This is a genomic window from Brevibacillus jepli, assembly GCF_047229145.1.
In the GTDB taxonomy this organism is placed as follows: Bacteria; Bacillota; Bacilli; order Brevibacillales; family Brevibacillaceae; genus Brevibacillus.
Genome location: NZ_JBFEFW010000017.1, coordinates 56,401 through 83,345, shown reverse-complemented (window position 1 = coordinate 83,345; position 26,945 = coordinate 56,401). Strand labels below are relative to the sequence as shown.

The following is a 26,945-nucleotide window of genomic DNA, read 5'->3' as shown; positions in this document are numbered from 1 at the left end:
AGCCTATCCCCTCCCACTAGTGGTTGGATCATCTCTAAGCAGGTGGCGAATATTTACGACCCGAGTTTCTAGTGAAATAGACTCGTTTGAGCCTATGTGGACGACAGACGCTCCTGCTACGAAAGGAACTTCCACTTTTCGAATGAAAATGTACGGACAGTCGTGGAACGTATCGATACAAAGCGGTTCAAAGAGACTAGGGGGAGTTAAAGGAACGGAAAAGACCGAGAAATCCTCGAACATAAATTCATTCTCATAGAAGATGGCTTGTTCACGTTGGACGGCCAAAATGTTCGAGACGGAATCAATCTGTCGGGAATCACCTATTTGCAGCACAGATGAGGTATCGACCGAGAGGACATCCAGCTTACGGACATGACTGGTTCTTCGGTACATGGTGACAACCCTCCTTATGAAGCAGGCAGTGCAGTATCAATCGGGATCGTGGCGCCGACAATCATTTTTTCGGGCGGGGTTTCATAAATCGCTCTGAGGTCTACCGTCTGTGTGTCTCCGATAAACAAGGATGCGGCAGAAGAAAGGGCAACGACGGAAACCTTCTTTACACAAATGGCTTCATTTATCACTTGATACCTCATCATGGTTCGTTCACCTCACGAGGCAAATTTTTCACGAATGTTTCGCAGGTCTTGTCGATATCCCGTTTGACCTTTTGGACTGTGTTTTGTACGAGTACATCGAGCTGCTCTGGTTCTAGTTCACCGGTAGGCAGCTCGCTGAGGTAATGCTTAATCCGTTGATCGATCTGCTTTTTAATGTCATCCAAGATAAAGGCTCGATAATTATTATCGAGTGGATAGTTGCACTCTGTTTCGATTTTTTCAAGAACGTGGTAGGCATCTGTCTCCAAGTATTGATAAATTTCTTTCTGGACACGGTCAAAAAGAGGGGCATTGCTTTGGTGCGGATTAGGGACGTCCATCGACTGATTAATAGAAAAATCACCGATTCCAGCATCATTCCCTTTCGGATTTAAGCCGATATTGAGAGTTCCTTCCAGTCGCTCAACCTTTAAGAGATCGAATTTGTACTCGTTCTTGATAACAGAAGGAATCTGTTTTTCCTTGAGATCATTTACATCTTGCTGCAGCTGTTCGAGCATTTGCTTCATCTTCTCGATCTTTTTGTTTTGCAATTGTATATAGTCATGTAACTGTTGAAAATACTGCATCATTTCGGAATCCATGTACATGACGACCATCCTTCTTCATCTAGCATAAAGCGGGTTAGCGAATCCGCGAGGGAGAGGGCTGAACCAATGGAATGAGGGGCACGAATTCTTCCGCTGCTCTTTCGGGGAGAGGACCCACCTGTGGAGCTGGCTCCGTGTATCCTCCGGTGTTGTATAGCTTGGATACGGGCTTGATAATCCCTGCGCTGCCTATTTGGCACACCGAAGAGTTGCTTATGCCTTCGATCTTAAGCGAATTGATTACGATGTGTTGCGTAACAAAAAAGTTCATGCGAAATCTCGTCCCTTTGCCCTGTAATCGTTCGTTTCTTCTACAAAAAGAGGTATGTCATTATCGGATTGTTCATTGATGTAGACGACGCTTCGTGGAATTTTAAAGGACAGATTGGTACCTGAATTGAATGATCCTCCACCCGCGAAGGTTTTGGCATAAGTGGTAGGTGCAATTTTACGGACGTCTCCTACATTGAAAACGCCGCCCACGTTGTTTACATTGATGACTCCAACGAATGCTGGCATGTTCGGCACATCCTTTTGGGAGAGATCCTCTTTGTATTGTATGTCGTAGGCCATTGGGTGTTCATACCTGTTTTTGCGACCGAATAAGTGCGTGATGCATAAGATGTATGGAAAGGCGCGAGTTTTAGGAAAAGGAGAAAAAGTTCCATGAATATGAAGGTGACGAATAAAAAAATAGACGTCGGTGATCTCAGCTTTGGTGGCGTGTCTCAGTCGTCGATTGTGCTGATTGGGGACACCGATGTCCTGTCCTGCTACTCAATTTTTGATACGCCACCACATGCCGTGGTTTATTCACCCCAGGTTCCTCTTGCGCCGTTAGATCTTGGTTTGCGCAGAGGGTAATGGTGTTTTTTACATGTTAGCGTATTTGGTCTGATAATGGCTGAGTGCCTGCAACGGCCAAATCCAACGATAGCTGTGATAAGCAAAGTAAGTGCCGCCCGGACGTCCCCCGCCCGTCGGGTAGCGAGTCGTCCAGTCATTTGCTTGATTGTGAGTGAGCAAATAATGAATCCCTCGTTGAAGCTCTGCGGTCGGCTTTGGTGACACGGTTATCAGTGCATCGATTGCCCATGCGGTCTGCGAAGGAGTGCTTGCGCCGAGGGGGACGTACGTTTTTTTCTGGTCGCTTTGGCATGATTCCCCCCAGCCACCGTCGGGGTTTTGATTGGAAACCAGCCACGCAACCGCTTTTAGGATGGCAGGATCGGTAGCGGAAAAGCCAACCGCCATCAGCCCGGTAATTGCAGCCCATGTGCCGTACAGGTAGGCAATTCCCCATCGTCCATACCAGGAGCCGTTTGCTTCTTGATGCGTGAGAAGCCAGCGGACTCCTTTTTCCACATGGGGGTCAGTCAGTGTTCGCCCGGCATAATTTCCGAGGAATTCTAAGGTCCGCCCTGTCAAATCGGCCGAGGACGGATCTGTACTGACGGTATCGGCTCCTTCTATGGGCAGTTGGCGAATGAAATCAGCGTCTGTGTTTCTTTCAAAAGCAGGCCAGCCCCCATCGGTATTTTGCATGGATAATAACCAGTCGAGACCGCGATTCCAGGCTTCGGCAGCCGTTCTATCCGTACGTGCGAGCTGGCGTATAGAACGCAGTGTAGCCGTCGTGTCATCAATATCCGGGTTCATCGTGTTGTAGTCAGAAAAGCCCCAACCGCCAGGCTTACCTCTAGGATTGCGGATTTTCCAGTCACCGTACGTATGCTGCTGCTTTTGGAGAAGGTAGCGGTTTGCTCTTTGAATGGTGGAATGGGCGGGAGGTAGTCCGCTTTTTTGCAAAGTAGTGGCCAATAGTGCTGTGTCCCAGACGGCTGAAGTGGCTAGCTGCAAGTGTGCGCCGTTTTCATACTCGTAGACACTATTTTTGAGCCCTTGGATTGCTTTTTGGATTCTAGGGTCTGTCGGGGAATATCCGCGTGCGAGCAGAGCAAATATCATGAGGAAGGTGGAGGTTGAATAATTGTACAGGGTCCCGTCTGGCTCAATTCGCGCCAGGATGTACTGTTCGAGGCGTTGAAGGGCGAGCGTGTGCAGCTGTCCGGGTAAAAAGGGAAGGCGAAGGAGAGAATCGTGGATGGAGGCGAGGAAAGACTGCCCGTCCTTGAGGAAATTCTCAAGAATTCGATGCGGATAAAGACTGCGAGAGATAGGGGGATCGGCGTATAGATCGGACAAGTCGGGTGCAGGCTCAGGTTTTTTTACATATTTGCGATCAGCCACAATCATCATCGGTGCGAGATGGACACGCGCGTACCCGACGAAATCGTAAAAGCTGATCGGGAAGCTCGGGTGCAAGAGCGCAATTTCTACAGGAACAAGAAAATGGGGCGGCCATTGGTATTGGCCAGTCAAGGCTGTAGCAAATTTGGTCAGCATGTTCGCTTGCGCAAGTCCACCCTTTTCCAAAATGAACGAGCGAGCCAGGACCATTCTTGGTTCGTTTTTCGCGTATTTACCGGTCAACAGCAGGGCGTAATACGAATCAATCGTCGTAGACAGATTGCCCTCGTGCTCGTCAGGATACAGCTTCCATGCCCCATTATCGTATTGGTTAGCCTGGATGTGAGCTGCGAGCTTCTCCATCAAACGCTCATCATGAATACCCAATGTGCGCAATAGGATGATCATGTGAGAATCTGTCATCGGTGAGCTTTCCAGACAAAAGCGCCAGGAGCCATCCTCTTGCTGACGCTGTAGCAAAAAGGATTGAATGCGGTTGATTTCTTGCTGGACTTCGCGCAACTCATTCACCTCCCGATAAAATCCGGCGCGTAAGGAAGAGAGGAAGATGATTGATGGGTGTACAGTGGTACCAATACGCATCTCGTCTGCCGCTTGCCATGAATTTGGGGAGAGTCCGTACGGCGACAGCACCATTGCGGGCACAAGATCAAAAGACGGTAGAGCGGATCAGGCAGGAGACGCTCGCACACAACCGTGACAACATGGACAGAACGCGCGCATACTTGTCGTTTTATCAAAAGCACAAACAAATTCATTGGGCCCTATTAGCTCATCTCGTATCGCGTAATGCAGGGTGGAACATGACCGATTTGCGGGGAGAATGGCTACCCCGGTTGCTTCCGGCAAAAGAGCAGCAGGATTATTTCTCGTTTTTGGAGCGGGCAAACTGGTTGATTTTTCACGATGCGTACCCTCAATTGTTACTGTATGAAGAGAGTGTAAGGCGACAGACCAACCTTTTTTACTTACTGCCTCATCTGCATGTCTCTACTTTTATGGTTGCGATTTGGAATCATTTCTGGAAGACCAGCGATAAGCAGCTGCTCGCTATCGGTTTGATCATCAATGAACAAAACTACTTGGAAGAACAGATCATGAAAGATCCGGTCTATCAAAATTCAGTTGTTCGTACAATCCCGTTTGCCCTGCAGGAGCTCTTGCAGCTGAATATGATCCTGTTTCCTTATAATGGGGCGGGCTCTTTACAGCTTGCGGGTGAGCGAGTGTTTCATTTTGCCTCATTACCAGAGAGAATCAGCTTAGGAAAAAGGCTCTACAGTCTATTGTTCGGTGAGACAAATAGACAGGAGGCTGCGTACGCCTGGGCATTGCAACAGCCACATACAGGGTCGCGAAAAGATTACTGGCCCCATCTTTTTCACGATGTGAATGATACAGTTCCGGGCAAGCCCTATCAGGTAAAATTGAAGAATTGTCAGCTGCGGTCCGGGGCGAAGCGGCTGTTTTCCCCTACTCTGCGACAAGCTTGGAAGCCTAGCCATCATGAGTTGCCAAAGGTGTTGGATTGGCACAAAGACAAGAACGACGTATGGCGTGAGCTGACTCGTACGGATGAAACAGTCCATGCTGCTGAAATGAGAGACGCGTATTGCCTGGCATTGGAAAAAATCGAATGGGCAGTCGTAGCAAGAACGAGAATACTGGGCTAACTTGTAGTAAAATAGATAGGAATCTAGTTTTTCAAAGAAGTATGTATGCACTACATTTGCTTAGAGAGTTTTTTAAGGAGCGATAACCAGTTGAAGACATTAATTATTGCGGAGAAACCTGACATGGGACGAAATATTGCCGCCGCAATAGATCCTAAAGCAAAAAATCACCGTACCTATTTAGAAGGTGAAAATTACATTATTACGTGGGCAATCGGGCACTTGATTGAACTGGCAGAACCGGATGCGTACGACGATAAATATAAAAAATGGAACATCAATGATCTTCCTATCATTCCTGATCCATTCAAGCTAGTTCCCAACAGGAAAACCATAGACCAACTGAAAATCATAGCCCAGTTGGCTAAACGAAGCAATTTGCTGATCAATGCCTGCGATGCCGGGAGGGAAGGTCAACACATTTTTTCACTCATTCAAAGGCATCTAAAGCTGAAGCATTCCGTGAAAAGACTGTGGATCTCGGACTTGACACCTGAAACAATCAGGAAAGGCTTTGCGGAAATGAAAGATGCCGCAGCCTATGAAAACTTAACGAGAGCTGCAAAAGCTCGCAGTGAAGCAGATTGGCTAATTGGAATGAACGGCTCACGTGCATTCACGACCAAGCATAACGTGCTCCTTTCGGTAGGACGAGTTCAGACGCCTGTCCTAGCGCTCATTTATGATCGACAGAAGCAAATTGAAGCTTTCTCATCGCTTACGTTTTTTCAAGTGGAGGGTCATTTTTCCCAGAAAGAAGTGGCGTACAAGGGTATTTGGCAGGGTGATCGCATTACTGATCCATCTAAAGCCGAAATGTTGGCTCGTAAAGTGAAAGGAAAACAAGGACGGATTGCATCCTATGAAGTCAAAGATACCAAGGAGTATCCATTCAAGCTGTATGATCTGACATTGCTGCAACGTGAGGCCAATGGCAAGTACGGCTTTTCAGCCAAGAAAACCCTCGACTTAGCACAGGCACTCTATGAAAAGCATAAAGTCATTTCTTATCCGAGGACAAATTCCAACTATGTGACAGAGCAAAATATTCCGGAAATGCACAACACTTTGTCGTCCTTGCAGGGCACAGGATATGACGACCTGGTAAAGGGTGCGAACCGTAGCTTGGTCCATAAAGGCAACAAATTTATTTGTAATCCAGCAAAAGTAGATGATCACCATGCCATCCTGCCGACCAATCGTAGGGCTTCAGGTCTTACGCCAGATGAGCTAAAGCTGTACGATATGATCGTTCGCCGCTTTCTTTCACAGTTCTATCCACCGGCTGAATATAAGATGCATACGGTCATAACCGACGTGGAAAAAGAATTGTTCAAAACAACCGTAAAAGAACTCAAAAGCCTTGGGTGGAAGATTATTTATGCCGATCAGAAGAAAGAAAAGCCCAGGAACGCAAAAGGGGCGCTAAAAGAAGAAGAGGAGAAAGAAGAAATAGAAGTAAACGAGCCTTTTATCATTTTGCCTGATGCCCATGTAGTTTGCTCGGATGCCTTGGTAAAGGAGAAAGAAACTCAACCGCCAAAGCATTATACGGAAGGAACGCTTCTCAAGGCGATGGAGAGTGCAGGCAAGCAGATCGAGGATGAAGAACTTCGTGATGCGATGAAAGAATCAGGACTTGGAACACCGGCAACGCGTGCAGCTACCATTGAGCGTCTCAAAAAAGTCGGTTACGTTGAAATGCAGGGAAAGAAAATTTTACTCACACAAAAAGGCCGTACCGTTATCGAATTGATCAGGGGAGCAGGTATCGAACTGTTAACCTCGCCTGAAATGACGGGACATTGGGAGCGGCGTTTGAATGAAATTTCCCGAGGGAGCGCCTCTGATAGTCAGTTCATGGAGAATGTGAAGAAATTCGCTACGATGATCGTAGAAAAGGTTCGTGTACAATCTCGTGCACAGAAAACCTTGTTTGAGAGCGAGAGTACCACTCAGAAAGGAGCTTCGAAAACAAGAGGACGAGCTGGCGGGCGAAGTACAGGCAGATCAGGTGCCAGGAATGCTACAACAAAGACTTCGTCAAAAACGGCAGCAAAGACCACGGGTACAGCGTCGAGTATCATCACCAAATGTCCACGACCGGGTTGCGGAGGCTCCATTTTCATGGGACGAAAAGGTTACGGTTGTTCGAATTACAACGTGGGCTGTAAATTCGTCATATGGAAAGAGAATTATGGGCGTATGCTGACGGATACACAGATTAAAGCACTCATTGAGAAAGGCAAAACGGGTAAAATGAAGCTCGAACGTCAGGATGGAACACCATTTCAAGCAAAACTAATTTTGAAAAATGTAGAATCGGGCGAACTTACCTTCGAGTGAAACACAGGTAACAGCAAGGTGAGCCATTACAATGATAAATTGTTGAAACTTACTTGCGTAATCATCGTAATTATGAGTATAGCAAGGACGGCGATATAGGCCGAACTACCTGGTACGTACTTAAGGAGGAATCAATCCATGTCCATTTTTAAAAGACTTCGTGATTTGACCATGTCCAATTTGTACGCATTGATTGAGAAAGCAGAAGATCCAATCAAAATGACCGACCAGTATTTGCGTGATATGCAAGAAGACCTGAACGAAGCGGAGAAAGCTGTTGCCGCCCAAATTGCATTGGAAAAGAAATTCAAGGTGCTGTATGAAGAACAGGAAGCCTTGGTGAAAAAGCGTGATGAGCAAGCTCACATCGCAGCACAAGCCCAGAACATCGATTTGGCTCGTCGTGCCTTGGAGGAAAAGAAAGCCGCCGAGCAAAAAATGAACGAATACAAGGATAGCTACGAGAAGAACAAGCTGGCAGCAGATGGATTGCGTGACAAGCTGGCTGAGATGAAAAAACAAATTACCGAGCTGAAAAACAAGCGCGAAACGTTAGTCGCTCGCGTCAATGCAGCAAAAGCACAGAAGACAATCAATCAGGCGATGGGTGGCTTCGACACGAATTCTGCCATGGCTGGCCTGAAACGTATGGAAGAAAAAGCGTTGCAAATGGAAGCAGAAGCAGAAGCAAGTGGCGAGGTATACAAAAGACCAAGCTCATTGGATGAAGAAATTGCGAAGCTCAACAAGGATCAAGCCGTCGAGGACGAACTGGCTGCACTTATGAAAAAGTACGAGGGGTAAACCGCTACAGGCGGTTTCCCTTTTTTTAACGTGTAGGAAAGATTAAGTGCTTCACAGTGATAAAGCAACCATGTCTTAAACTTTCCGGAGCGCATAAAAACCTTCCGATAAAATGCGGTCGCTCATCCTTGAGCTGGCCTCGATTAGAGGTTTTTTTACACCCTTTACACCTTGACGAAAGTGGAGTGATTCGCTTTGACGTGGACGGAAGTACTAGCGATGCTGGTTTGGACAGGAGCCGGCGGTATTTTACTGTTTGTTTTGATGTGGATGGATGCGCTGTTTACGAAATACAAGGACATCACGGAAATCAAGAACGGAAATATGGCGGTCACGACTCGTTTTGTTATGAAGCTGTTTGCACAAGGATATATCTTATCACAATCCATCTTGACCTCCAATTTATTGTGGACAGCACTGCTCGTATCTGTGGTCTCGTTTATCATTTTGTTCCTTTTGGAGAGAATTGTGGAATGGTTGTTGAAGAGCATGGCCGGACTGGACTTGGAAAAAGGTACGCAGGAAGGAAAAGTGGCTCATGCCATGTTGGCTGGTTCCTTCCATCTCGTGGGTGCCTTGATTTTGGCTGCATGTCTGTAAGACGTGAAAGGGAAGGGAGTACAGCATGAGTTTGATGAAGCGAATCCAAAACATATTTGCCAAGCATGAGCCTCCCGCACCGGAGAAGAGCATCCTGACGGTGGGACCGGGTGATGTGGTCGATGTATCGCTCGTTACCTATCAAGTAACAGGGAAGGCGATCAATGCCAGTCGCAACGCTACGATGCTTACCCTTCAGGATGGAACAGCCATTCGTTATCTTTATATCGAGGAACGGGAGAAGACCGTCTATCATCTGTACAGCGTCATTGACGGACGACTGGATTCAGTCGATGAGGTACCTACTACGATCGAGATGGACGATGTGACCTACCACTTGGAGGAGCAATATAGCGGTGCCGTTCAGGTTGAGGGGAAGGCACCTTTTCATACGTCAGGAGAGCAGTACATCTGGCAATTTCAATCTGATCAACGCCAGCTGCTGCGAATCGAGTGGCAGGATGGCCGTTTCATGCTCTATGAGGGAGAGAGTGTTCTGCCAGCCGACGTGCAGGTATTGCGCGGCACATAGGAGGGGACAAGTACATGCCAAATCCATGGATGAAATCAATCAAGCTCCTCTTGATTCCGGCGTTGTTCCTCCTTACGCTGGCGGGCTGCGGAAGCCCTGTGGTTGGCGAGACATATCCGCTTGAATCCGTCTCAACCAAGGACAACGGGCAGTCATCACGTATATACCGTGCGGAAGGCAAGGCGGTTCCGGAGGTGGCCTTAGAGCTGGCGGAGCAGAATACGCCGGATGAAATCTCCAAAGAAGATCCGCAGCATATGTTCCTCATCTATCCAGACGAGGTATACCATTTGCAGCAAGACGCTGCCAAGCCTGCGGATACGTTGATCGAGGTCGACAGCAAAGAGTACGTCCGGCAAAACTACGATTCTTCGTTTTTGCAAGGATACATGGTAGCCAGTGTACTGGATGATTTGTTCGACGGTCTTAAGAAAAGCGCAAAGGGCAGCTATCGTGGCTACTCTAGCAAGGATATATACAAGCCTTCCGGGACGTATCGCGTGCCTACTGCCGATGACAAAAAAGTAGCGCCGCCGATTACAAAAGAAGGCACGGGGAGTATTTTCAAACGGAGTAATACGAAGAACGCGGATGGCTCGGTAGGGTCTGACGGCAGTCTTTTCAAAAAACAGGGAGATTCGTCGTCGAGTGGCAGTTCGGGCAAAATCATTCGATCTTCCAACAGTCAATCTTCGAAGTCCAGTGGTTCTGTCTCATCAAAACGCTCGAGCTTTTCCCCTCCGAAAAGTAAATCGCCCCCAAGAACGAAGGTAGGGGGATCTGGGCGAATTACAAAGCGTCGATGACTATAAGAAAAGAACACCCTCAAACGATTTTTGTTGCTCGTTTGGGGGTGTTCCTGTTCCGTGGATTAACGCTGCTTGGTCTCTACTGTATACACAATATCTTCATTCTGATATTTGTACACATACAGGTAGTAACGGCCGGGCTGTACTTGATAATGGGCGCTTTGCAGATTTCCCTCCGTCTCTTGCGGGTATGCCACAGGCTGATCTGGATTTCCTTCATGGAATAGCATCCAAGTCGCACCTTTTCCTTGCCCAGGGTTCAGTGAAATACGTATGTCTTCTGGATTATCAACTTGCAAGGCAAAAATATCCTGCCAGTCTTCCGCTTTCAAGTCGCCTGACACGGTTGTCCCTATTGGCAATGGTCCATTTGCCTGCTGGATGGAATCATTGCTCTCTATCTCTTGAAAGATTTGATCCGACTGGCTACCCTCAGGTTTCACCAATAAGGTAAATCCTTGCTCCTCCTGTGCGGTATCGATTGTATAAGCCGTTACATAGTAGGTTCCTGGTTTCGCGTCGAATGATCCGATCAGCTTGTTGCCTTCACGCTTCGTTGGATAGGCAATGTAGTTCTGTTTATCTGACTCGTGGAATACAAGCCACGCCACGCCATCCTTTTGCGTCGCTTCCAGCTCGACTTGGAGTTGTTCTGCTGATGTCACATCCAGGCGGAACGTCTGACTAGGCTTTTGTGGATTGACTACACTTGTGATTTGCTTACCCAATAAAATGGATGGTTCGTCAGAAGTTGGATTCTCCGTCTCTGGTCCATCTTCCCGAGCCAGCTTCCCGTGGAATACGACGTCATAGGTAAATCGTCCATCTTTTGTTGTACGATAATTCGTGAAGTAGCTGGTTACCGTATCATAGCCATTCCAGGATAAGTGGGATAAGTCCTTGAGGAATCCATCTACGAGGCGGTTCATCTCTTGCCAATCTTGATATTCCCCTTGGGAGGCACCTCCAGTATATACCCCACGCAACGTAAAGCTTCGGAAATCACCAGAATCCTTCTCTTCTGTTTTCACATCAGTCAGAGAGGCTACTTTGGCGATTTGTCCATAAATTTCTTCTTTGCTCGTCACGTCGATTTTTTGTAAGTAATCATCCGAAACGAGAGGAACATCTAACTCTTCATGCTGATCAATCAATTCTTCGATGGTGTCTTGATAGCCACGCTCTAGAGCTCGATCACGGCTGAATTCCTCAATCAAATCATCGTAAGCAGACACATCATTGGAACGGATTGTATCATTGATTTTATCCAAACGAGCAAAGTCATTCTTAAACATGTGGTACTGGAGCGCGAATGAGTAGTCGTAAAATGCGAGGGTTCCGTATTTGGCGCGCATCATATCCGCAGCGGTATAATCGAGATAAGGAGCTGCATTTCGAATATTGCCTACCACTGACTTGCGAGGCTTGATGCCCTCTGTACGGGTAGCACCCGCGTAAAACTCAGCTCCACCTTCTTCATACCAGGGCAAGCGGCTGTTCTCGTAAATCTCTCCCTGCCCCCACATGCCAGGCACTTCATATCTGCCCTGCAAATAGTGTACGAATTCATGGCGGAACAACTCTTCCAGACTGTAGATGCTCTGTTCTATCGTCCGGTCGTATGTAAAGAAAGTGCCGGTACCTTCGATGTAGATGCCGCCATTATCTGTATCGTATCCGTACAAGAAGCGATTCATTTTATATTCATCAGGCGTATTGTAGATGACAATAGTAAGTACATCGTCAGGATTACCGCTCGCTAGCTCCTTGTCATTGCCGATGACACGATGAAATTGTGCCTTTACTTCTTTGGATGCCCAATACAAGCGCTCAACCTGTTCTTCTGTTAGTCGATCACCCGTTTTGAACACAACCGCTCCATCATCAAAAGTAAATTGCTGCGGAAGGTAATGCTTTTTTCCTTCTTTTTTCATTTCTTCGAGGTCGATTTTCTTCCCGTTGGCATCCTCACCATATACCTCTTCAATTTGCTGAGCCGCAGTGAAGTATGGCTCGCTCCACTTTTTATACGTTTTCATGGCTTTCGTTAATATTTCATTTGCTTTGTCTGGATCACTGTAATAGCTTCCTAATTTCCCCGTGTAGTACAAGGTATTGTTCGTCAACCATACATGATCAGCGGAAGTGTCCCCATTTTCGGCCATGTCAAAAATAGGGTCAAGAAATGCGTCTATTTTTCCTTCCAGCTCGTCTCTTTCAGAATCATCTACTCCCCAGATCAGAACATAGCCAACACCTTGAAGGACGCTGTAAAAGGCATTGCTTGCTTCACGATCATCTGACCACTTATCCCGATTATCGTTAAACTCCTCCATTACTTTTGACAGAAGGCCAATTGTCTCTGGATCAACAGTCGTGTTGCTTATTAATTTTCCTGTAGAATTGATGATTTCATTCTGGGTCTTTGTGCCTAATGTGAAATTTTGATTGGAAGTAATCGCTTGAAGTGCTGGAATAATCTTTTGCTTATATTTTGGCTCCATCAAATACTTTAAACCATCATGGTAGTACCCCAAGTAATACCCCGAACGCAAAACCTCTACAAATGTATGTATGCCTTGCTCGTCATCTTCGGTGAAGTTCTTGCCACTCTCTTGCAAGGCATCGATGATGGCAGAAACTCGTTCCCGATCCTCATAAAATTCTTGGGTGTCATCGTTATAGGTAAACAGCTCAGGGATTTGCGTCCAACTGATTGTCTTCAACAATTCAACAAGCTCTGAATTGTCCAATTTATTCAGATGCGAGATGCTGTACTTTTCCTGCTGAGCTGCTTGGCGGAATTGTTTTTTTGACATCTTTTCTTGCACGGGAGTATGGCCAATCTGCCAGTCGTTGCTCTCTTGTGATGGGCTTGGCGGCGTGCTTATGGCTTGCGTTGTTAGTGGCAAACCTGTCGCTACCGTTGAAATGGCGATTGATCCTGCTGTTACCATACTAATCCATGAACGATTCATCTCTTATGTTGACCCCTTTGTCATTAGTAGAATTAAACATTTTATAGTATCGGTAACCAATATGAAAATGCTTACAAATAAAACAAAAGATGATGGAAATTAGCTCTTTCTTCCTATTCGTCAAAAAGAAAAGCATGAGTGGAGGAGCAGCTTTGTAAGTATGAAAGGAGGGAAGAAAAAACGGCGACTTTTGTTAACCGATGACGAAAACATGATCGTTGATCGACAAAAGAAGAAGGGATGTGCATCCAGCATTCGACAGTCTTTGTTAGCGGCATTGGCTATGATTGACATGGTGAAAGGATCAGATAGGCGAAGTTGGCGGAGGGGAGTGCTAAAAGATGCTGGAAAAAATTCTCGAACTACGTTCACAATCCATGTCCATTGCACAAATTGCCAAAGAATGCGGCTTAACGATCGGTCAAGTTAAGTATCGCTTGCAAAAAGACCGGGCGAAGCCAGAGACACTTCCTCCTGCTAAAACCGAACCAGAATGGCAACTGCCTGCGTTTTATGGCCGAGATATTGTCAAAGTCATGGCACAGGGCCCGACGGTGCTATTTGTGTATTGGGAAATTACATGGCCGCGGATGAGAATGGTCGCATCTTACTTGCAAGCGGATTATCGGCACATCCAAAAAGGCTTGCGTTTGTATGATGTAACCGAACGTTACTTTGATGGAAAAAATGCGCATTCATTCCGTGATGTGCTCGTACAAGAAGAAGCGCATTCCTGGTATGTGCAAGATGTAGTGCCAGGACGTACATACATTGTTGATTTTGGCTTATATGAAGAAAATCGGTTTTGCCCGATTATTCGCTCTGAACCGATAGTGACACCTCGCCAGTCAAAAGCAAGCTGGGGTGAGCCGTTAGTTGAGCCCAAGCACGATTCGGCTACCCCTTCCTGGTATGAGAACTTCTCCTCTTACTCGTTGTATACGAAACCATCAAATAAGTGAGGTGTCATCTGTGCACAAAGGTTACCTCTCCCTCGTGTTGCATGCTCATCTGCCATATGTTCGACACGGGGATCGGGATGATCGCCTGGAAGAGCGCTGGGTGTATGAAGCCATGCTGGAATGCTATCTTCCGTTGCTCATGGTTTTCGACAAGCTTCTTTCGGACGGTATTGCTTTTCGCATGACCCTTGCTATTTCCCCGACGTTGCTCTCCATGCTTGATGATGATCTGATCGTGGCACGCTTTCGCACACATCTAGCCAAGACTGTTGAATTGGCAGGAAAGGAAGTCAAGCGAACCGCAGATCAACCGCAAGAACATCGCATCGCCAAAATGTATGTGGAACGTTTTCGAGCCATTATTGCTTATTGTCGCAAGTGGGATTTTCAACTGATCAAGGCCTTCAGGCATGTCGCGGACAGCGGTTGCCTCGAGCTGATTACTTGCGCGGCTACGCACTCCTTTTTGCCCTTTGTTGAAACAGAAGAAGCGATTCGGGCACAGCTTCAAGTAGGCATCGATACCCATGAGCGGATTCTAGGGAGACGTCCTAAAGGAATCTGGCTGCCTGAATGCGGATATACACCTGGGCTGGATCGTCTGCTGAAAGAGGCAGGGCTTCGGTACTTCTTCGTAGACAGCCACACGATTCTGCATGCGACACCTGTACCTCGCAGAGGCTTGCTGGCTCCCTTGTTCACGCCGCATGATGTAGCTGCCTTTGCCCGAGACGAAGTGGCATCCCGCCAGGTGTGGAGCTCGATTGATGGATATCCAGGGGACTATGACTACCGTGAATATTACCGGGATATCGGATTTGACAGGGAGATGAGCTACATCGAGCCATACATCCACCCTGACGGAATTCGGGTACATACCGGTTTGAAATACTATCGGATAACCGGAAAAGATGTGGAGAAAGACTGGTATGAGCCAAGCTGGGCGCGTGAAAAAGCGGCGTCACATGCTGGACACTTCCTGTATCATCGGGAGCGCCAAGTGGAGGAAGCCAGTGACTGGATGGATCGCAAGCCGTTGGTTGTCGCCACGTATGATGCAGAGCTGTTTGGACACTGGTGGTTCGAAGGTCCGCAGTTTTTGGATGATCTGTTGCGCAAAACCGTTTGCGATTCAAAACAAGTGAAATTGATCACTCCATCTGAATATTTAGAGGAGTATCCAGAGCAGGATCGTGGACACTTACCAATGTCTACGTGGGGACGTAATGGCTACGGCGAAGTCTGGTTGAATGAAAACAATGGCTGGATATACAGGCATCTGCATCAAGCAGAACGGGAACTGATCGAGGCGATTACTACCTTTTATGAAGACAAAGGAGCAGATGCAAAGAAAGATCAGCTCGCCATACGTTGTCTTCAACAGGCTGCACGAGAATTGATGCTGGCCCAAAGCAGTGATTGGGCGTTTATATTAGACGGTCAAACCGTCGTCGAGTACGCCGTACGACGTGTTCATGACCACTTGGTTCGATTGCGAGCTCTGCTTGCGATGTATCGAGAGAATCAATTGGATGAAAAGATCATTTCGACAACAGAAGCTGCCTTCCCGATTTTTCCTCACTTGGATCTCACGTACTATTTGCCTAAACAAACGCATAGAGTGAACGTATCGCATCATTTGGTAGCGGCCACTCAATCCGTGTCTCCACAAAAAGCAGTCATGATGCTTGCGTGGGAATTTCCCCCTCATGTAGTAGGAGGGCTTGGTCGAGCGGTTTATGATCTCGCCAGGCATCTCGTTTTGCAAGGAATAGAGGTGCATGTGCTGACACGTGCAGCAGATTCGTGCGCGGTAAACGAGAGTATGGAGGGGATACACGTCCATCGCTTGCCTACGTATATGCCAGCAGAACAAGATGACTTCCTGGCATGGGTGTTTCAATTGAATTTGGCGATGGTCGATGCTGCCTCCCAGCTCTGGTCACTCGGTGTCAGACCGGATGTCTTTCACGCCCACGATTGGCTGGTAGGCTGGGCTGCGATCGAACTAAAACAGAGATACTCTCTACCGCTTGTAAGCACGATTCACGCCTTGGAGCATGGTCGACACCAAGGCATTCATACACCGTTGCAGCAAAGAATTCATGATTGTGAACGCACAATAACACAAATGTCTGACTCCATTATCGTTTGCAGCCATTATATGGAGTCTGAAGTAAAGCGCTTGTTCGAAACGCCGCCATCCAAATTACGTGTCATTCACAATGGTGTCGATCTTACGCCCTTACCTGATGTAAACCGAGCGCAGCTTCGACACGAAATGGCGATAGGCGATGGGCCCGTCCTCTTTTTTGTTGGGCGCTTGGTTCAGGAAAAAGGTGTTCATCTATTAATAGAAGCGATGGCAAGGCTCCGTCATGAGTTTCCGAATGTAACGTTGCTTGTTGCAGGGAGAGGACCGATGCAAGACGAGTGGAAGCAGCTGGTCCATCGAATGGGTCTTTCCGAGCGAGTCCGATTCTTGGGCTTCGTAGACGACACAAGACGGAATGAGCTGTTCGCCTTGGCTGATGTGGCGGTATTCCCAAGCTTGTATGAGCCGTTCGGAATTGTTGCCCTGGAAGCGATGGCACTGGGCGCGCCAGTTCTGGTTGCGGATACGGGAGGGCTGCGCGAGATTGTTCGTCATGGCGAAAACGGAGCCATGATGTATACAGGTGACGCAGAGTCATTGACGAATCAGCTGCGCTGGCTGCTGCGTGACCCTGATCAACGGGGTCAACTTGCCCTGGCGGCGATGCACGACGTTAAACAGTCCTATAGCTGGACGTTACTTGCTAGTCAAACCATCGATATCTATCGTTCATTTGGCGTACCTGCGGAAATTGGCATGACAACATAGATTGCAACGATGAAGGAGGAAGAAAAGAAGATGAAGGCAGTAATCATGGCTGGTGGTAAAGGTACACGTCTACGTCCGTTAACATGCCACACTCCAAAACCAATGGTGCCACTCTTAAACCGGCCTTGCATGGAGTACACAATTGATCTTTTGAAAAAGCATGGCATTACTGAGATAGCTGTGACACTCCAGTATCTGCCTGATGTCATCCGCGATACGTTTGGTGATGGATCTCGCTACGGTGTATCGCTCGTCTATTTCGAAGAATCAATCCCCTTGGGCACGGCAGGCAGTGTGAAAAACTGCGCGGATTTTCTCGATGAGCGTTTTATTGTCATCAGCGGTGATACATTGACTGACATCGATTTGACAGCCGCGATTCAATTTCATGAACAAAATCAGGCTCTCGCAACCTTGATTTTGACACGGGTAGAGACACCGCTGGAATTCGGCGTCGTCATGACAGAAGACGATGGACGCATTACCCGCTTTCTGGAAAAGCCGAGCTGGGCAGAGGTATTCAGCGATACGGTTAATACGGGGATGTACGTCTTCGAACCAGAAGTCTTGTCTTATATAGAAGTCGAGCGGGAAGTGGACTTCAGCAAGGAAATTTTCCCTAGCTTTTTACAAGCAGCTAAGCCTCTCTACGGCTATGAGGCAAAGGGGTATTGGTCAGACATTGGCTCGCTGGAGGTATATCAGCAAGCACAGTTTGATTTATTGGACGGACGCGTCAATCTCGAAATAAAAGCGCAGGAAATTGCTCCGCGCATTTTCTTGGAAAATGATGTTCGCATCGATTCTTCTGTTCGCTTGGAAGGTCCTGTCTATGTTGGTGAAAATGTACACTTACAGGCTGGGGTCGCTGTCGGCGCCTACTCCATTCTGGGAAAAAATACGGTGATTTCTTCAGGCACGAAGCTATCAAGAGCGATTGTATGGGAAAACAGCGTCATCGGGAAAAAAGCAGAAATCACGGGAACGACCCTTTGCCGCAATATCCGTATTGCAGATTGTGTTCAGCTAGGGGAAGGATCGGTCATCGGAGATCAATGCCAGATTGGAGCCAAGTCGGTCGTGAAGGCAGGGGTCAAAATTTGGCCGGATAAGGAAGTCGGTGAAAACGCGACGGTCACCACCTCGTTGATCTACGGTGCCAAGCAAACCAAAAATTTGTTTGGGACGCATGGGATCAAGGGTATTGGCAACGTCGACATTACACCCGAATTCGTCACGAGACTCGCGGCTGCTTATGCGTACTTACTTCAAGCAGGGAATAAAATCGCGCTCTCGGCTTGCTCGCATCCGTTTGCTCAACTGCTCAAGCATAGTATCATGACGAGTTTGTGCTCTTCCGGAATTGATACGGTCGATCTCGGCATGGGTAATTCACCCTTGATCAGGTACGGCGTGCGTTCGTTGGCTTGCAACGGCGGCATTCATATTTATCTGGCAGAGTCAGCGGATGATAAAGAGTTCGTCATTCAATTCATCGATCAAGCAGGCTTGCCGATTACCCGCGATATGGAGCGGAAAATAGAAAATGCCTACTGGCAAGAGACTTATGTTCGCAACCTTCATCGATTGGGAGCACTCCAAGTGGAGCATCAAGTACAAGAAGCCTATCTGCATGCGTTAGCCCAACGGCTCAAAGTCTCCTCGATCCAGCGCCAACGCTTCCACCTGCTAATCGATAGTGAGCAGCGGTTTCTTCCGACCTTTCTTGCGCCACTCTTTCATGCACTCGGAGTGACCGCACATTACGGCGCAATACAAGACGGCATCAGTAAAAAGGGAGCGGACTTGGGGGTTCGTTTCGATAAAAATGGCGAGCAATTTGCCTTGTTTACCGAGCACGGAGAAAAGCTCTCAACCGAGCAGATCATCGCTCTTCAGTTGTTGGCTTGCAGTGGTCAACACCAGCGCATTGGCCTTCCTGTGAGTGCACCTATCGAGCTGGAGCATCTGGCCCAGCTATTGCAAATCGAGGTCGTCCGCACCAAGGTATCACCACGCTCCATGATGGAGGTATCAGCCGAGGAACGTTTTCATCCCATGTTTGACGCGGTATATAGCCTGATGAGGATTCTTTCGTATCTCGCTTCTGAGGAAAAGCCGCTCAGCGTCCTGCTGGAGCTGTTGCCGGCATGCCATATGGAGAGAAAAACTGTGTTTTGCCCATGGGCAGCAAAAGGCAAAGTGATGCGCAGAGTCATGGAAGAAAACAAAGGCAAGCTGCTGGAGCTGGTGGACGGGATCAAGGTATATGATTCGAATGGCTGGGTGCTGATTTTACCTGATTCAGAGGATTCGCATGTAAAAGTGATTTCGCAAGGGGCGACTGCAGAGACCGCAGCTACGCTTGCCTCCTCGTATGCGAGGCGAATTGCCGAATATCAATAAACGGTTAAACAAAAGAGAGAGATCGACAGCCTAAAACGAAAAGGACGTGAAGGCATGCCGAGACCGCTCGTCGTCGGGAACGGGAAACTGCTGATTAATTTTGATGACAGGCTGCACATGCGAGATCTCTACTTTCCGTATGTAGGCCAGCTGAATCATGTCGGAGGACACTTTAGCAAGCTGGGGATATGGGTGCAAGGTCGCTTTTCCTGGCTGGATGAAGATGGCTGGAAGCGGAAGCTCGGGTACGGTCAGGAGTCTTTGGTGACAGATGTTCATGCGCATCATGAACATCTGGGCATCTCCCTGCAAATCGCAGATGGGGTGCACCAGCGTGACCCGATTTATTTGAAAAAGGTGTCCGTTCGCAACCATGCGAGTGAAGTACGGGAGGTCAGGCTGTTTTTCAATCATGATTTCAGCTTGAACGAGACGGAGGTAGGGGATACTGCCGTTTTTGATCCAATCCTTCGAACCATTTATCACTACAAGCGCAATGTGTACATCATGGCGAATGGAAAAACGGCTACGGGTGGAATCGATCAGTATAGCGCCGGAATCAAACGGTTCAATTATGCGGAGGGGACCTGGAGAGATGCAGAGGATGGTCTCTTGTCAGGCAATCCAATCGCGCAAGGCTCCGTCGATAGTACGATCTCCTTTTCCCTCGTCCTGCAGCCAAATGAAGAGGAGTCACTCTTTTACTGGATGTGCATTGGTGAGTCGTATGAGGATGTCAAAACATTGAACCAGTATGTACTCGAGAGTGATCCAGAGCGTTTGCTCAATCGGATCGCGGTGTATTGGCAGCGCTGGGTCAATAAAGAAGAGCGGGATTTCGCAGATCTACCATCAGAGGTCGTCAATCTGTACAAGACCAGCTTGTTACTCGTGCGCACGCAGATCGATCAGAATGGGGCCATTCTCGCTGCGAATGACTCGGATATTCTCCAATTCAATCGTGATCATTACAGCTACATGTGGCCCAGAGACGGTGCGCTGATTGCCAGTGCGATGGCAAAGGCAGGCTACACTGGAGTCGTCGCACCGTTTTTCAGATTTTGCGCGGATGCGCTGAACAAAGAAGGGTATTTACTGCACAAGTACAATCCAGATGGCTCCGTTGGCTCCAGCTGGCATCCCTATATCGTGGATGGAGATATTCAATTGCCGATTCAGGAGGATGAGACGGCGTTAGTACTGTACGCCCTTTGGGAGCAATACAAGAGCGGCAAGCAAATTGAAGATTGTCAGGCACTCTATCCCACGCTGGTTCGTCCGGCTGCACGCTTTTTGCTGGAGTATGTCCATCCAGAACTGCAATTGCCTAGACCGAGCTATGACCTATGGGAAGAGCGACGAGGAATTTTTACGTTTACCAGCGCCACAGTGTTTGCAGGCTTAATGGCTGCTGCACGTTTTGCCCAGCTGTTCGGGGATGATCGGCGCTATCAACGTTACGCAGAAGGGGCAGAGCGCATTCGGGGAGCAATGGAACAGCATTTGTACGACCCTGAGATCGGCCGTTTCTTGCGCGGTATTTATGTAAAAGCGGATGGGAAAATCGAGAAAGATTTCACAGTGGAGAGCAGCTTGTTTGCTTTGTTTGCGCTCGGTGTCTTCTCTGTAGATGATCCGAGAGTAGAGCGAACGATGGAAGCTGTCAAAAAAAGCTTGTGCGTAGATACCGAAATAGGTGGAATTGCCCGCTATCAAGGGGATTATTATTTCAAAAAATCACATGACACTGCAAAAGTACCAGGCAATCCATGGATCATCTGCACACTATGGGTGGCTGATTGGGAAATTGCCAAGGCAAAATCGATGGATGAACTCCAAGAACCTAAAAACAGACTGGCCTGGGTTGTACGTCATTCACTACAGAGCGGTGTACTATCTGAGCAGCTCGATCCGTATACAGGTGCTCCCGTATCAGTCGCACCGCTGACGTGGTCACATGCTACCTATGTCGCTACTGTTTTACGTTATTTGGAGAAGGTGAATGAGTTGCGGTAACGAAGGGAGAGATGAGGAGATGACAACGATCCGTTTCGGTACAGACGGTTGGCGTGACATTATCGCAGATGGCTTTACGGTTGCCAATGTCCGCATTGTCGCACAAGCCATCGCCAGCTATACCAAAGAAATCGGACAGCAGGAGCAGCCTGTTCTGGTAGGGCATGACACGCGCTTTTTGGGAAGACGATTTGCGGAAGAGATTGCTTCGGTTCTGGCAGCTAATGATATTCGAACCTATTTGGTGAATGAAGCAGCGCCAACACCTGCCGTAGCCTTTGGCGTGAAACATTTTGCTGCGAGTGGAGCGATCATGGTCACGGCGAGCCACAATCCGCCTGAATATAACGGCATCAAATACATTCCAGAGTATGCGGGACCTGCAACCCCTGCAATCACGCAAAAGCTGGAAGAGTGGATCAGCAAAACCAGCTTGATGGAGCCTATTCGTACGGTTGCCCTTGCGGAGGCAAAGGAACGAAAGCTGCTGCAAGTCATCGTCCTGCGCCCTCATTACGAAGCACATCTTAGACGGATGATCAATATGGACGTTTTGCGGAGCTCGTCCTTGTCTGTCGTCGTCGATGCCATGCATGGTGCGGGTATGGGCTATGTGAGTGGATTCTTGACTGAGGCCGGCGTGAAAAACGTTGGAATCAGAGAAGTTCCGGATGCGGCTTTTGGCGGAGAATTGCCGGAACCAAATGATAAACATCTGAGCTTGCTAAAAAAAGAAGTGGTACAGCGCCAAGCATCCCTTGGTCTTGCCAATGACGGTGATGCAGACCGTTTCGGAGTAGTAGACCGATACGGCCAGTACATCACGCCAAACGAAGCACTCGTCCTTTTGACCCATCATTTATTGAAAAATAGAGGCTTGACCGGACGGATTGTCAGGACGGTCGCGACCACCCATCTACTCGATCGGATGGCAACGCATTATGGTCTGGAACTGGTAGAGACGCCCGTCGGTTTCAAGTACGTGGGCGAGGAAATGCGCAAAGGTGACGTGCTTATTGGTGGAGAGGAAAGCGGGGGGGCCAGTATCCTCGGGCATATCCCGGAAAAGGATGGCGTACTCATCAATCTGTTGCTCGCCGAGATGTGCGCGTACGAAAACAAAGGAATCGACCAAATTCTAAGAGATGTATACGAGCAGTTTGGCGAACTGTTCCATGTACGGCTTGATATGAAATTGAACCAAAAAGAGCAATGGATACAGAAAATGATCACCACTCCACCTGCACTAATCGGTCCTTACCAGGTTTTAGATATTCAGCGTCTGGATGGGGTCAAGCTGTTGCTCGAGGAAGGACACTGGGTCTTGATCCGTCCGTCTGGTACGGAACCATTAGTGCGCATCTATTGTGAAGCGACAAATGCGACTGCTTTGCAGAAGCTACAGGATGCAATTCGCGAATGGTTTTTGGAGATTAATGTGTAAAGCGAAGGAGGAGAGCCTGCATGGAGGTGCGAGGCTCTCCTTTTTTGGGTAAGGGCAAAGTCTGTTATGGGGCTGCGGTGGGGAGAAGAATATTTCCAGACTAGGCTCCGTGCTCCGTCTCACGGGGAAGTGTGGACTGCCCGCTCCGAAGGGATTCGCGGGGAAACGCAAAAGAGGTAGCCGCTTCGTCGTGTGGGCACGTTGCGTTTCTTTTGCCCGCTCATCCCTTCTCCGCTCGGTAGGACTCCACAAGTCGCTACGTCTGGAAATATTCTTCTCTGACGTAACAGTTCACGTTCTTCAATCTATTAAGGCTTAATAAAATCGGATAGCACGGAAAGCTCGTAGAGGAAACAGGAGAAATAAGCGAAGATCTTAGGGACACCGACCGAGACGCAATGCAAAAAGCGAAACACGCTCTTAAGCGGCCACCTCTGAAAAACATCCTGAAAGTACCACTTTGGCCGCGGTTTCGCTTTTTGCATGGAGTCGTGCAGTCAATCCCGCAGGGGGTGGCCCTAGAATCTGAGCGTTTTCTCCTGTTTCCTCCCCACCACGACCCAACTTTTGCCTCCTGTTATGTGGCTGCGGTGAAGAGAAGAATATTTCCAGACTAGGCTCAGTGCTCCGTCTCACGGAGAAGTGTGGACTGCCCGCTCCGAAGGGATTCGCGGGGAAACGCAAAAGAGGTAGCCGCTACGTCGCACGGGCACGTTGCGTTTCTTTTGCCCGCTCATCCCTTCTCCGCTCGGTAGGACTCCACAAGTCGCTACGTCTGGAAATATTCTTCTCTGTCGTGACTGATTACGTTCTTCAATCTTTCAAGGCTTTAAAAAATGGGCGAACACGGAAAGCTTGTAGAGGAAACAGGAGAAATAAGCGAAGATCTTAGGGACACCGACCGAGACGCAATGCAAAAAGCGAAACACGCCCTTAAGCGGCCACCTCTGAAAAACATCCTGAAAGTACCACTTTGGCCGCGGTTTCGCTTTTTGCATGGAGTCGTGCAGTCAAACCCACAGGGGGTGGCCCTAGAATCTGAGCGTTTTCTCCTGTTTCCTCCCACCACAACAGCAACGTCCAAGAAGTTTTTTCTTATGAATCAGATAGAATAATTCGTTATACACTACATAAAACAGGTGCTATTGGTGGACATTCAGTACCCATTTACCAAATCAAAAAAATGAGGTATTCTTGTCCATATGCAATCCTTTCATTGGAATCGGACAGGACTTCCTGGCCCCACCAGTGCAAAGGATTTTTTGCCCCTTATAGGAAGTGTCTGAATGATCGTAGTAGATCAATCTTCATTAATTTTGCTTTAATGTAGTTCGAAGTCGGTAACTGATGAGAGATGATGAGAAACGATGCGGATCAATCAAGATATATTGCAAGCTTTTTTACAGGAAGTACAAGTGGAGTCTCAGTCGCCAGATGATCCAGTCGTGGTTCATCATACGCCGTACCCGTGGGAGTTGGTCGGTACCGGCAACTATGCAGCTGTATTTGCCCATCCTGACTATCCGAAGGTAGTGATCAAGCTGTACGCGCCTGGAAGGCCGGGAGCGGAACAAGAAATCGAAGTCTACCGGAAGCTAGGGGAGACTCGTTCCTTTCCGTTCTGCTATGATTATGGGGAAGGCTACCTGGTCATTACTCGCATGAACGGCATCTCCTTGTTTGATTGTGTTCGTTTTGGCATCCCTATTCCTCCGCAGGTAATAGAAGACGTGGAGGATGCGCTGGAGGAAGCACGCAGGAAGGGATTGTTTCCCCATGATGTCCACGGTAAAAATGTACTAATGGATCGGGGACGAGGATATCTGATTGACGTATCGGATTATTATATCAATGATACTGACACAAAATGGCGTGATTTACGCAAGGCGTATTACAAGGTGTATCTGCCATTTATCAAGGATCGTGGATGGAAAATTCCCTTGTGGATGCTTGAAGTTGTACGCAAAGGCTATCGACTGTATAAAAAAGGAAAACGCTTGTTCACTTAGACTGTCTCTGGTAAAATGATCATTTGACATTGTGTTTGTACAGATGCTGGTCGAAGCAGAATAAGGAGGACATTCCATTGTTGTACTATCTCATTGCGGCAGTAATTATTGCGCTTGATCAGTTCACCAAGTATTTAGTCGTGAAGTATATGGAACTGGGAGAATCGATTCCTTTAATCGCGGACGTCTTTCATCTTACTTCCCATCGAAACATGGGAGCGGCGTTTGGAATCCTGCAAAATCGACGTTGGTTTTTTATTGTGATTACGACTGTGGTTGTGATTGGGATTATCATTTCCTTGATTCGCTTAGGTAAAAGCCAACCACGTGCTTCGCTGGCACTGTCATTGGTTCTAGGTGGAGCGATCGGGAATTTCATTGATCGTGTGATGACTGGTCAAGTCGTCGATTTTCTCGATTTTACTTTGATTAACTTCCCGATCTTTAACGTGGCAGATATGGCCATCACGATTGGCGTGGGGATTTTGCTTCTGGATGTTTTTCTGGATGGGAAGAAAAACGGATAGTCATGAGAATAATAGTAGGAAAGCTCGGATAGGTGGAGAACATACATGAATGACACGCAATTGTTTGAACGTTACGATTGGACGGTAGAGCCAGCGGACACGAGCGAGCGTATCGACAAGTTCATTACGCTACAAAATGAAGATTGGTCCCGCTCGCAGGTGCAGGCTTGGGTGAAGGAAGGCCGCGTTACCGTAAACGGAGAGCCGATTAAAAACAACTACAAGCTGCAAGCAGAAGATGAAGTGACCTTACGGGTTCCGCCGCCAAAGGAAATGGCGATCCAGCCGGAGGAGATGCCACTCGAGATCGTCTACGAGGATAGCGACATCGTAGTAGTGAACAAACCACGTGGCCTCGTCGTGCATCCTGCTCCTGGTCATTACAGTGGGACACTCGTGAATGGGCTTCTGGCACATTGCAAAGATTTATCCGGGATCAATGGCGTACTGCGGCCGGGAATTGTCCATCGCATTGACAAGGATACATCAGGACTGTTGATGGTAGCCAAAAACGACAAGGCGCATATGGGGTTGGCCGAACAATTGAAAGCACATACGGTCAATCGGAAGTACGTTGCGATTGTTCACGGAGTAATCCCGCACGAGATGGGAACGATTGAGGCACCGATCGGACGCGATCCGAAAAATCGTCAGCAAATGGCGGTCGTTTTCGAAAACAGCAAGCCTGCTGTCACGCATTTTATCGTGCTGGAACGCTTCAAGGAGCACACGTTGGTTGAATTGAAGCTCGAAACAGGGCGGACACATCAAATTCGCGTACACATGAAGTATATTGGGTACCCGCTTGCAGGCGATCCGAAATACGGTCCGAAAAATACGCTTGAGCTCGAAGGACAAGCTCTGCATGCGAAAACGTTGGGCTTCATCCATCCACGTACAGGGGAGCAGCTCGAATTCGAGGCGCCACTGCCGCAGGAGTTGCTTGATGTCATGCATTTTCTCAGACAAGCGTAAGGAACAGGAGGAACAGCCGTGCTAAAAAGATTGGCGCATGTGACGCTGTACGTTCACGATTGTGAGGAAGCATTGCGGTTTTACACGGAAAAGCTCGGTTTCGAAAAACGCATGGATTCACGCATGGACGATGGCTCTCGCTGGCTCACAGTCGGAATTCCCGGGCAGGAAGTAGAGATTGTTCTTCATGACCCTACTCATTGGCATCGGGAAGAAGTCGCACAGGAGATGCTTAGTCAGGTCGGCAAAAATCCGATGTGGGTTTGGGAGACGGATGACTTTGGGGCCACGTACGAGACACTGCGCCAGCGCGGCGTAAAGTTCCTGAGTGAGCCAAATGAAGTCATGTACGGCATAGAGGTTGTTTTTGAGGACTTGTATGGCAATCGCTTTTTGTTGTTGCAGCCACTCTTCATGTGACACTTACATAATGGCAGTTAGATTGGAAAACGCTAGTAGAGAGCTTATCACTTTCTTCTGGCGTTTTTTTATAACTCGACAAGAAGGGTAAGGAGTG

23 protein-coding genes are annotated in these 26,945 nt (G+C 48.1%); 16 read left to right on the top strand and 7 right to left on the bottom strand.

Annotated elements, in window-relative coordinates:
• Nucleotides 1–3 precede the first annotated feature (3 nt).
• Genes AB1L17_RS19010 through AB1L17_RS18990 form a run of 5 tightly spaced genes read right to left on the bottom strand, consistent with a single transcriptional unit; the run spans nt 4 to nt 1,732 of the window.
• Complete coding sequence (locus AB1L17_RS19010) at nt 4–396, bottom strand: spore germination protein GerPE (protein WP_412846656.1); 393 nt, start codon at nt 394–396, stop codon at nt 4–6.
• Nucleotides 397–410: 14 nt separating this feature from the next.
• Nucleotides 411–602 carry a spore germination protein GerPD gene (locus AB1L17_RS19005; protein ID WP_412846655.1) on the bottom strand — a complete coding sequence of 64 codons (192 nt, stop codon included), beginning with the start codon at nt 600–602 and terminating at the stop codon, nt 411–413.
• Nucleotides 599–1,213, bottom strand: a complete 615-nt coding sequence (locus AB1L17_RS19000) for a spore germination protein GerPC (protein ID WP_412846654.1) — start codon at nt 1,211–1,213, stop codon at nt 599–601. Before AB1L17_RS19000 ends, AB1L17_RS19005 begins: the two co-directional genes overlap by 4 nt.
• Before the next feature lie 34 nt (nt 1,214–1,247).
• Nucleotides 1,248–1,484: a spore germination protein GerPB gene (locus AB1L17_RS18995; protein WP_412846653.1), complete on the bottom strand. Its 237-nt coding sequence runs from the start codon at nt 1,482–1,484 to the stop codon at nt 1,248–1,250.
• A complete protein-coding gene (locus AB1L17_RS18990) occupies nt 1,481–1,732 on the bottom strand; it encodes a spore germination protein (protein ID WP_412846652.1) in 252 nt (83 codons plus the stop codon). The genes AB1L17_RS18995 and AB1L17_RS18990 overlap by 4 nt, the downstream gene beginning before the upstream one ends.
• Before the next feature lie 147 nt (nt 1,733–1,879).
• Between AB1L17_RS18990 and AB1L17_RS18985 the strand changes: the two genes are divergently transcribed.
• Nucleotides 1,880–2,077: a spore germination protein GerPD gene (locus AB1L17_RS18985; protein WP_412846651.1), complete on the top strand. Its 198-nt coding sequence runs from the start codon at nt 1,880–1,882 to the stop codon at nt 2,075–2,077.
• A 9-nt stretch (nt 2,078–2,086) separates the two neighbouring features.
• On the opposite strand, the gene shc is transcribed toward AB1L17_RS18985, so the two are convergent.
• A complete protein-coding gene (gene shc / locus AB1L17_RS18980; RefSeq protein ID WP_412846650.1) occupies nt 2,087–4,066 on the bottom strand; it encodes a squalene--hopene cyclase in 1,980 nt (659 codons plus the stop codon).
• Here shc and AB1L17_RS18975 point away from each other — a divergent pair.
• From AB1L17_RS18975 to AB1L17_RS18950, 6 genes are all read left to right on the top strand, one after another.
• Nucleotides 4,039–5,157 carry a DUF2515 domain-containing protein gene (locus AB1L17_RS18975; protein ID WP_412846649.1) on the top strand — a complete coding sequence of 373 codons (1,119 nt, stop codon included), beginning with the start codon at nt 4,039–4,041 and terminating at the stop codon, nt 5,155–5,157. The genes shc and AB1L17_RS18975 overlap by 28 nt on opposite strands.
• 90 nt (nt 5,158–5,247) lie before the next feature.
• Complete coding sequence (locus AB1L17_RS18970) at nt 5,248–7,503, top strand: type IA DNA topoisomerase (RefSeq protein WP_412846648.1); 2,256 nt, start codon at nt 5,248–5,250, stop codon at nt 7,501–7,503.
• Between the two features lie 138 nt (nt 7,504–7,641).
• Nucleotides 7,642–8,307, top strand: a complete 666-nt coding sequence (locus AB1L17_RS18965) for a PspA/IM30 family protein (RefSeq protein ID WP_412846647.1) — start codon at nt 7,642–7,644, stop codon at nt 8,305–8,307.
• 195 nt (nt 8,308–8,502) lie between these two features.
• Nucleotides 8,503–8,907, top strand: coding sequence for a DUF350 domain-containing protein (locus AB1L17_RS18960; RefSeq protein ID WP_412846646.1), 405 nt, complete (start codon nt 8,503–8,505; stop codon nt 8,905–8,907).
• A gap of 25 nt (nt 8,908–8,932) precedes the next feature.
• Entirely contained in the window at nt 8,933–9,439 is a 507-nt protein-coding gene (locus AB1L17_RS18955; protein WP_412846645.1) for a DUF4178 domain-containing protein, read from the top strand.
• Nucleotides 9,440–9,453: 14 nt separating this feature from the next.
• Complete coding sequence (locus AB1L17_RS18950; RefSeq protein WP_412846644.1) at nt 9,454–10,245, top strand: DUF4247 domain-containing protein; 792 nt, start codon at nt 9,454–9,456, stop codon at nt 10,243–10,245.
• A 65-nt stretch (nt 10,246–10,310) separates the two neighbouring features.
• Here AB1L17_RS18950 and AB1L17_RS18945 read toward each other — a convergent pair whose 3' ends face one another.
• Nucleotides 10,311–13,226, bottom strand: a complete 2,916-nt coding sequence (locus AB1L17_RS18945; protein ID WP_412846643.1) for a collagenase — start codon at nt 13,224–13,226, stop codon at nt 10,311–10,313.
• A gap of 341 nt (nt 13,227–13,567) precedes the next feature.
• Between AB1L17_RS18945 and AB1L17_RS18940 the strand changes: the two genes are divergently transcribed.
• The 9 genes from AB1L17_RS18940 to AB1L17_RS18900 all read left to right on the top strand — a co-directional run bounded on the left by AB1L17_RS18940 (nt 13,568) and on the right by AB1L17_RS18900 (nt 26,848).
• Nucleotides 13,568–14,188: a DUF4912 domain-containing protein gene (locus tag AB1L17_RS18940; RefSeq protein ID WP_412846642.1), complete on the top strand. Its 621-nt coding sequence runs from the start codon at nt 13,568–13,570 to the stop codon at nt 14,186–14,188.
• A 10-nt stretch (nt 14,189–14,198) separates the two neighbouring features.
• Nucleotides 14,199–17,051: a 1,4-alpha-glucan branching protein domain-containing protein gene (locus tag AB1L17_RS18935; protein ID WP_412846641.1), complete on the top strand. Its 2,853-nt coding sequence runs from the start codon at nt 14,199–14,201 to the stop codon at nt 17,049–17,051.
• Nucleotides 17,052–17,081: 30 nt separating this feature from the next.
• Nucleotides 17,082–19,457, top strand: a complete 2,376-nt coding sequence (locus AB1L17_RS18930) for a sugar phosphate nucleotidyltransferase (RefSeq protein ID WP_412846640.1) — start codon at nt 17,082–17,084, stop codon at nt 19,455–19,457.
• 54 nt (nt 19,458–19,511) lie between these two features.
• Nucleotides 19,512–21,473, top strand: a complete 1,962-nt coding sequence (locus AB1L17_RS18925; protein WP_412846639.1) for a glycoside hydrolase family 15 protein — start codon at nt 19,512–19,514, stop codon at nt 21,471–21,473.
• A 19-nt stretch (nt 21,474–21,492) separates the two neighbouring features.
• The gene (locus AB1L17_RS18920) at nt 21,493–22,917 is read left to right on the top strand and encodes a phosphoglucomutase/phosphomannomutase family protein (RefSeq protein ID WP_412846638.1); all 1,425 of its coding nucleotides are present in this window, start codon (nt 21,493–21,495) and stop codon (nt 22,915–22,917) included.
• Between the two features lie 1,367 nt (nt 22,918–24,284).
• Nucleotides 24,285–24,926, top strand: coding sequence for a serine/threonine protein kinase (locus tag AB1L17_RS18915; RefSeq protein ID WP_412846637.1), 642 nt, complete (start codon nt 24,285–24,287; stop codon nt 24,924–24,926).
• Nucleotides 24,927–25,003: 77 nt separating this feature from the next.
• Nucleotides 25,004–25,453: a signal peptidase II gene (gene lspA / locus AB1L17_RS18910; RefSeq protein WP_412846636.1), complete on the top strand. Its 450-nt coding sequence runs from the start codon at nt 25,004–25,006 to the stop codon at nt 25,451–25,453.
• Nucleotides 25,454–25,498: 45 nt separating this feature from the next.
• On the top strand, nt 25,499–26,428 hold the full coding sequence (locus tag AB1L17_RS18905; RefSeq protein WP_412846635.1) for an RluA family pseudouridine synthase: 930 nt from the start codon (nt 25,499–25,501) through the stop codon (nt 26,426–26,428).
• Nucleotides 26,429–26,446: 18 nt separating this feature from the next.
• Nucleotides 26,447–26,848, top strand: coding sequence for a VOC family protein (locus AB1L17_RS18900; protein WP_412846634.1), 402 nt, complete (start codon nt 26,447–26,449; stop codon nt 26,846–26,848).
• The last annotated feature ends 97 nt before the right edge of the window (nt 26,849–26,945 follow it).

Excerpts from the sequence above, each read along its gene's own strand:
- AB1L17_RS19010 (WP_412846656.1), bottom strand. The coding sequence starts at position 396 with ATGTACCGAAGAACCAGTCATGTCCGTAAGCTGGATGTCCTCTCGGTC.
- AB1L17_RS19005 (WP_412846655.1), bottom strand. The coding sequence starts at position 602 with ATGATGAGGTATCAAGTGATAAATGAAGCCATTTGTGTAAAGAAGGTT.
- AB1L17_RS19000 (WP_412846654.1), bottom strand. The coding sequence starts at position 1,213 with ATGTACATGGATTCCGAAATGATGCAGTATTTTCAACAGTTACATGAC.
- AB1L17_RS18995 (WP_412846653.1), bottom strand. The coding sequence starts at position 1,484 with ATGAACTTTTTTGTTACGCAACACATCGTAATCAATTCGCTTAAGATC.
- AB1L17_RS18990 (WP_412846652.1), bottom strand. The coding sequence starts at position 1,732 with ATGCCAGCATTCGTTGGAGTCATCAATGTAAACAACGTGGGCGGCGTT.
- AB1L17_RS18985 (WP_412846651.1), top strand. The coding sequence starts at position 1,880 with ATGAATATGAAGGTGACGAATAAAAAAATAGACGTCGGTGATCTCAGC.
- AB1L17_RS18975 (WP_412846649.1), top strand. The coding sequence starts at position 4,039 with ATGGGTGTACAGTGGTACCAATACGCATCTCGTCTGCCGCTTGCCATG.
- shc (WP_412846650.1), bottom strand. The coding sequence starts at position 4,066 with ATGCGTATTGGTACCACTGTACACCCATCAATCATCTTCCTCTCTTCC.
- AB1L17_RS18965 (WP_412846647.1), top strand. The coding sequence starts at position 7,642 with ATGTCCATTTTTAAAAGACTTCGTGATTTGACCATGTCCAATTTGTAC.
- AB1L17_RS18955 (WP_412846645.1), top strand. The coding sequence starts at position 8,933 with ATGAGTTTGATGAAGCGAATCCAAAACATATTTGCCAAGCATGAGCCT.
- AB1L17_RS18950 (WP_412846644.1), top strand. The coding sequence starts at position 9,454 with ATGCCAAATCCATGGATGAAATCAATCAAGCTCCTCTTGATTCCGGCG.
- AB1L17_RS18945 (WP_412846643.1), bottom strand. The coding sequence starts at position 13,226 with ATGAATCGTTCATGGATTAGTATGGTAACAGCAGGATCAATCGCCATT.
- AB1L17_RS18940 (WP_412846642.1), top strand. The coding sequence starts at position 13,568 with ATGCTGGAAAAAATTCTCGAACTACGTTCACAATCCATGTCCATTGCA.
- AB1L17_RS18930 (WP_412846640.1), top strand. The coding sequence starts at position 17,082 with ATGAAGGCAGTAATCATGGCTGGTGGTAAAGGTACACGTCTACGTCCG.
- AB1L17_RS18925 (WP_412846639.1), top strand. The coding sequence starts at position 19,512 with ATGCCGAGACCGCTCGTCGTCGGGAACGGGAAACTGCTGATTAATTTT.
- AB1L17_RS18920 (WP_412846638.1), top strand. The coding sequence starts at position 21,493 with ATGACAACGATCCGTTTCGGTACAGACGGTTGGCGTGACATTATCGCA.
- AB1L17_RS18915 (WP_412846637.1), top strand. The coding sequence starts at position 24,285 with ATGCGGATCAATCAAGATATATTGCAAGCTTTTTTACAGGAAGTACAA.
- AB1L17_RS18905 (WP_412846635.1), top strand. The coding sequence starts at position 25,499 with ATGAATGACACGCAATTGTTTGAACGTTACGATTGGACGGTAGAGCCA.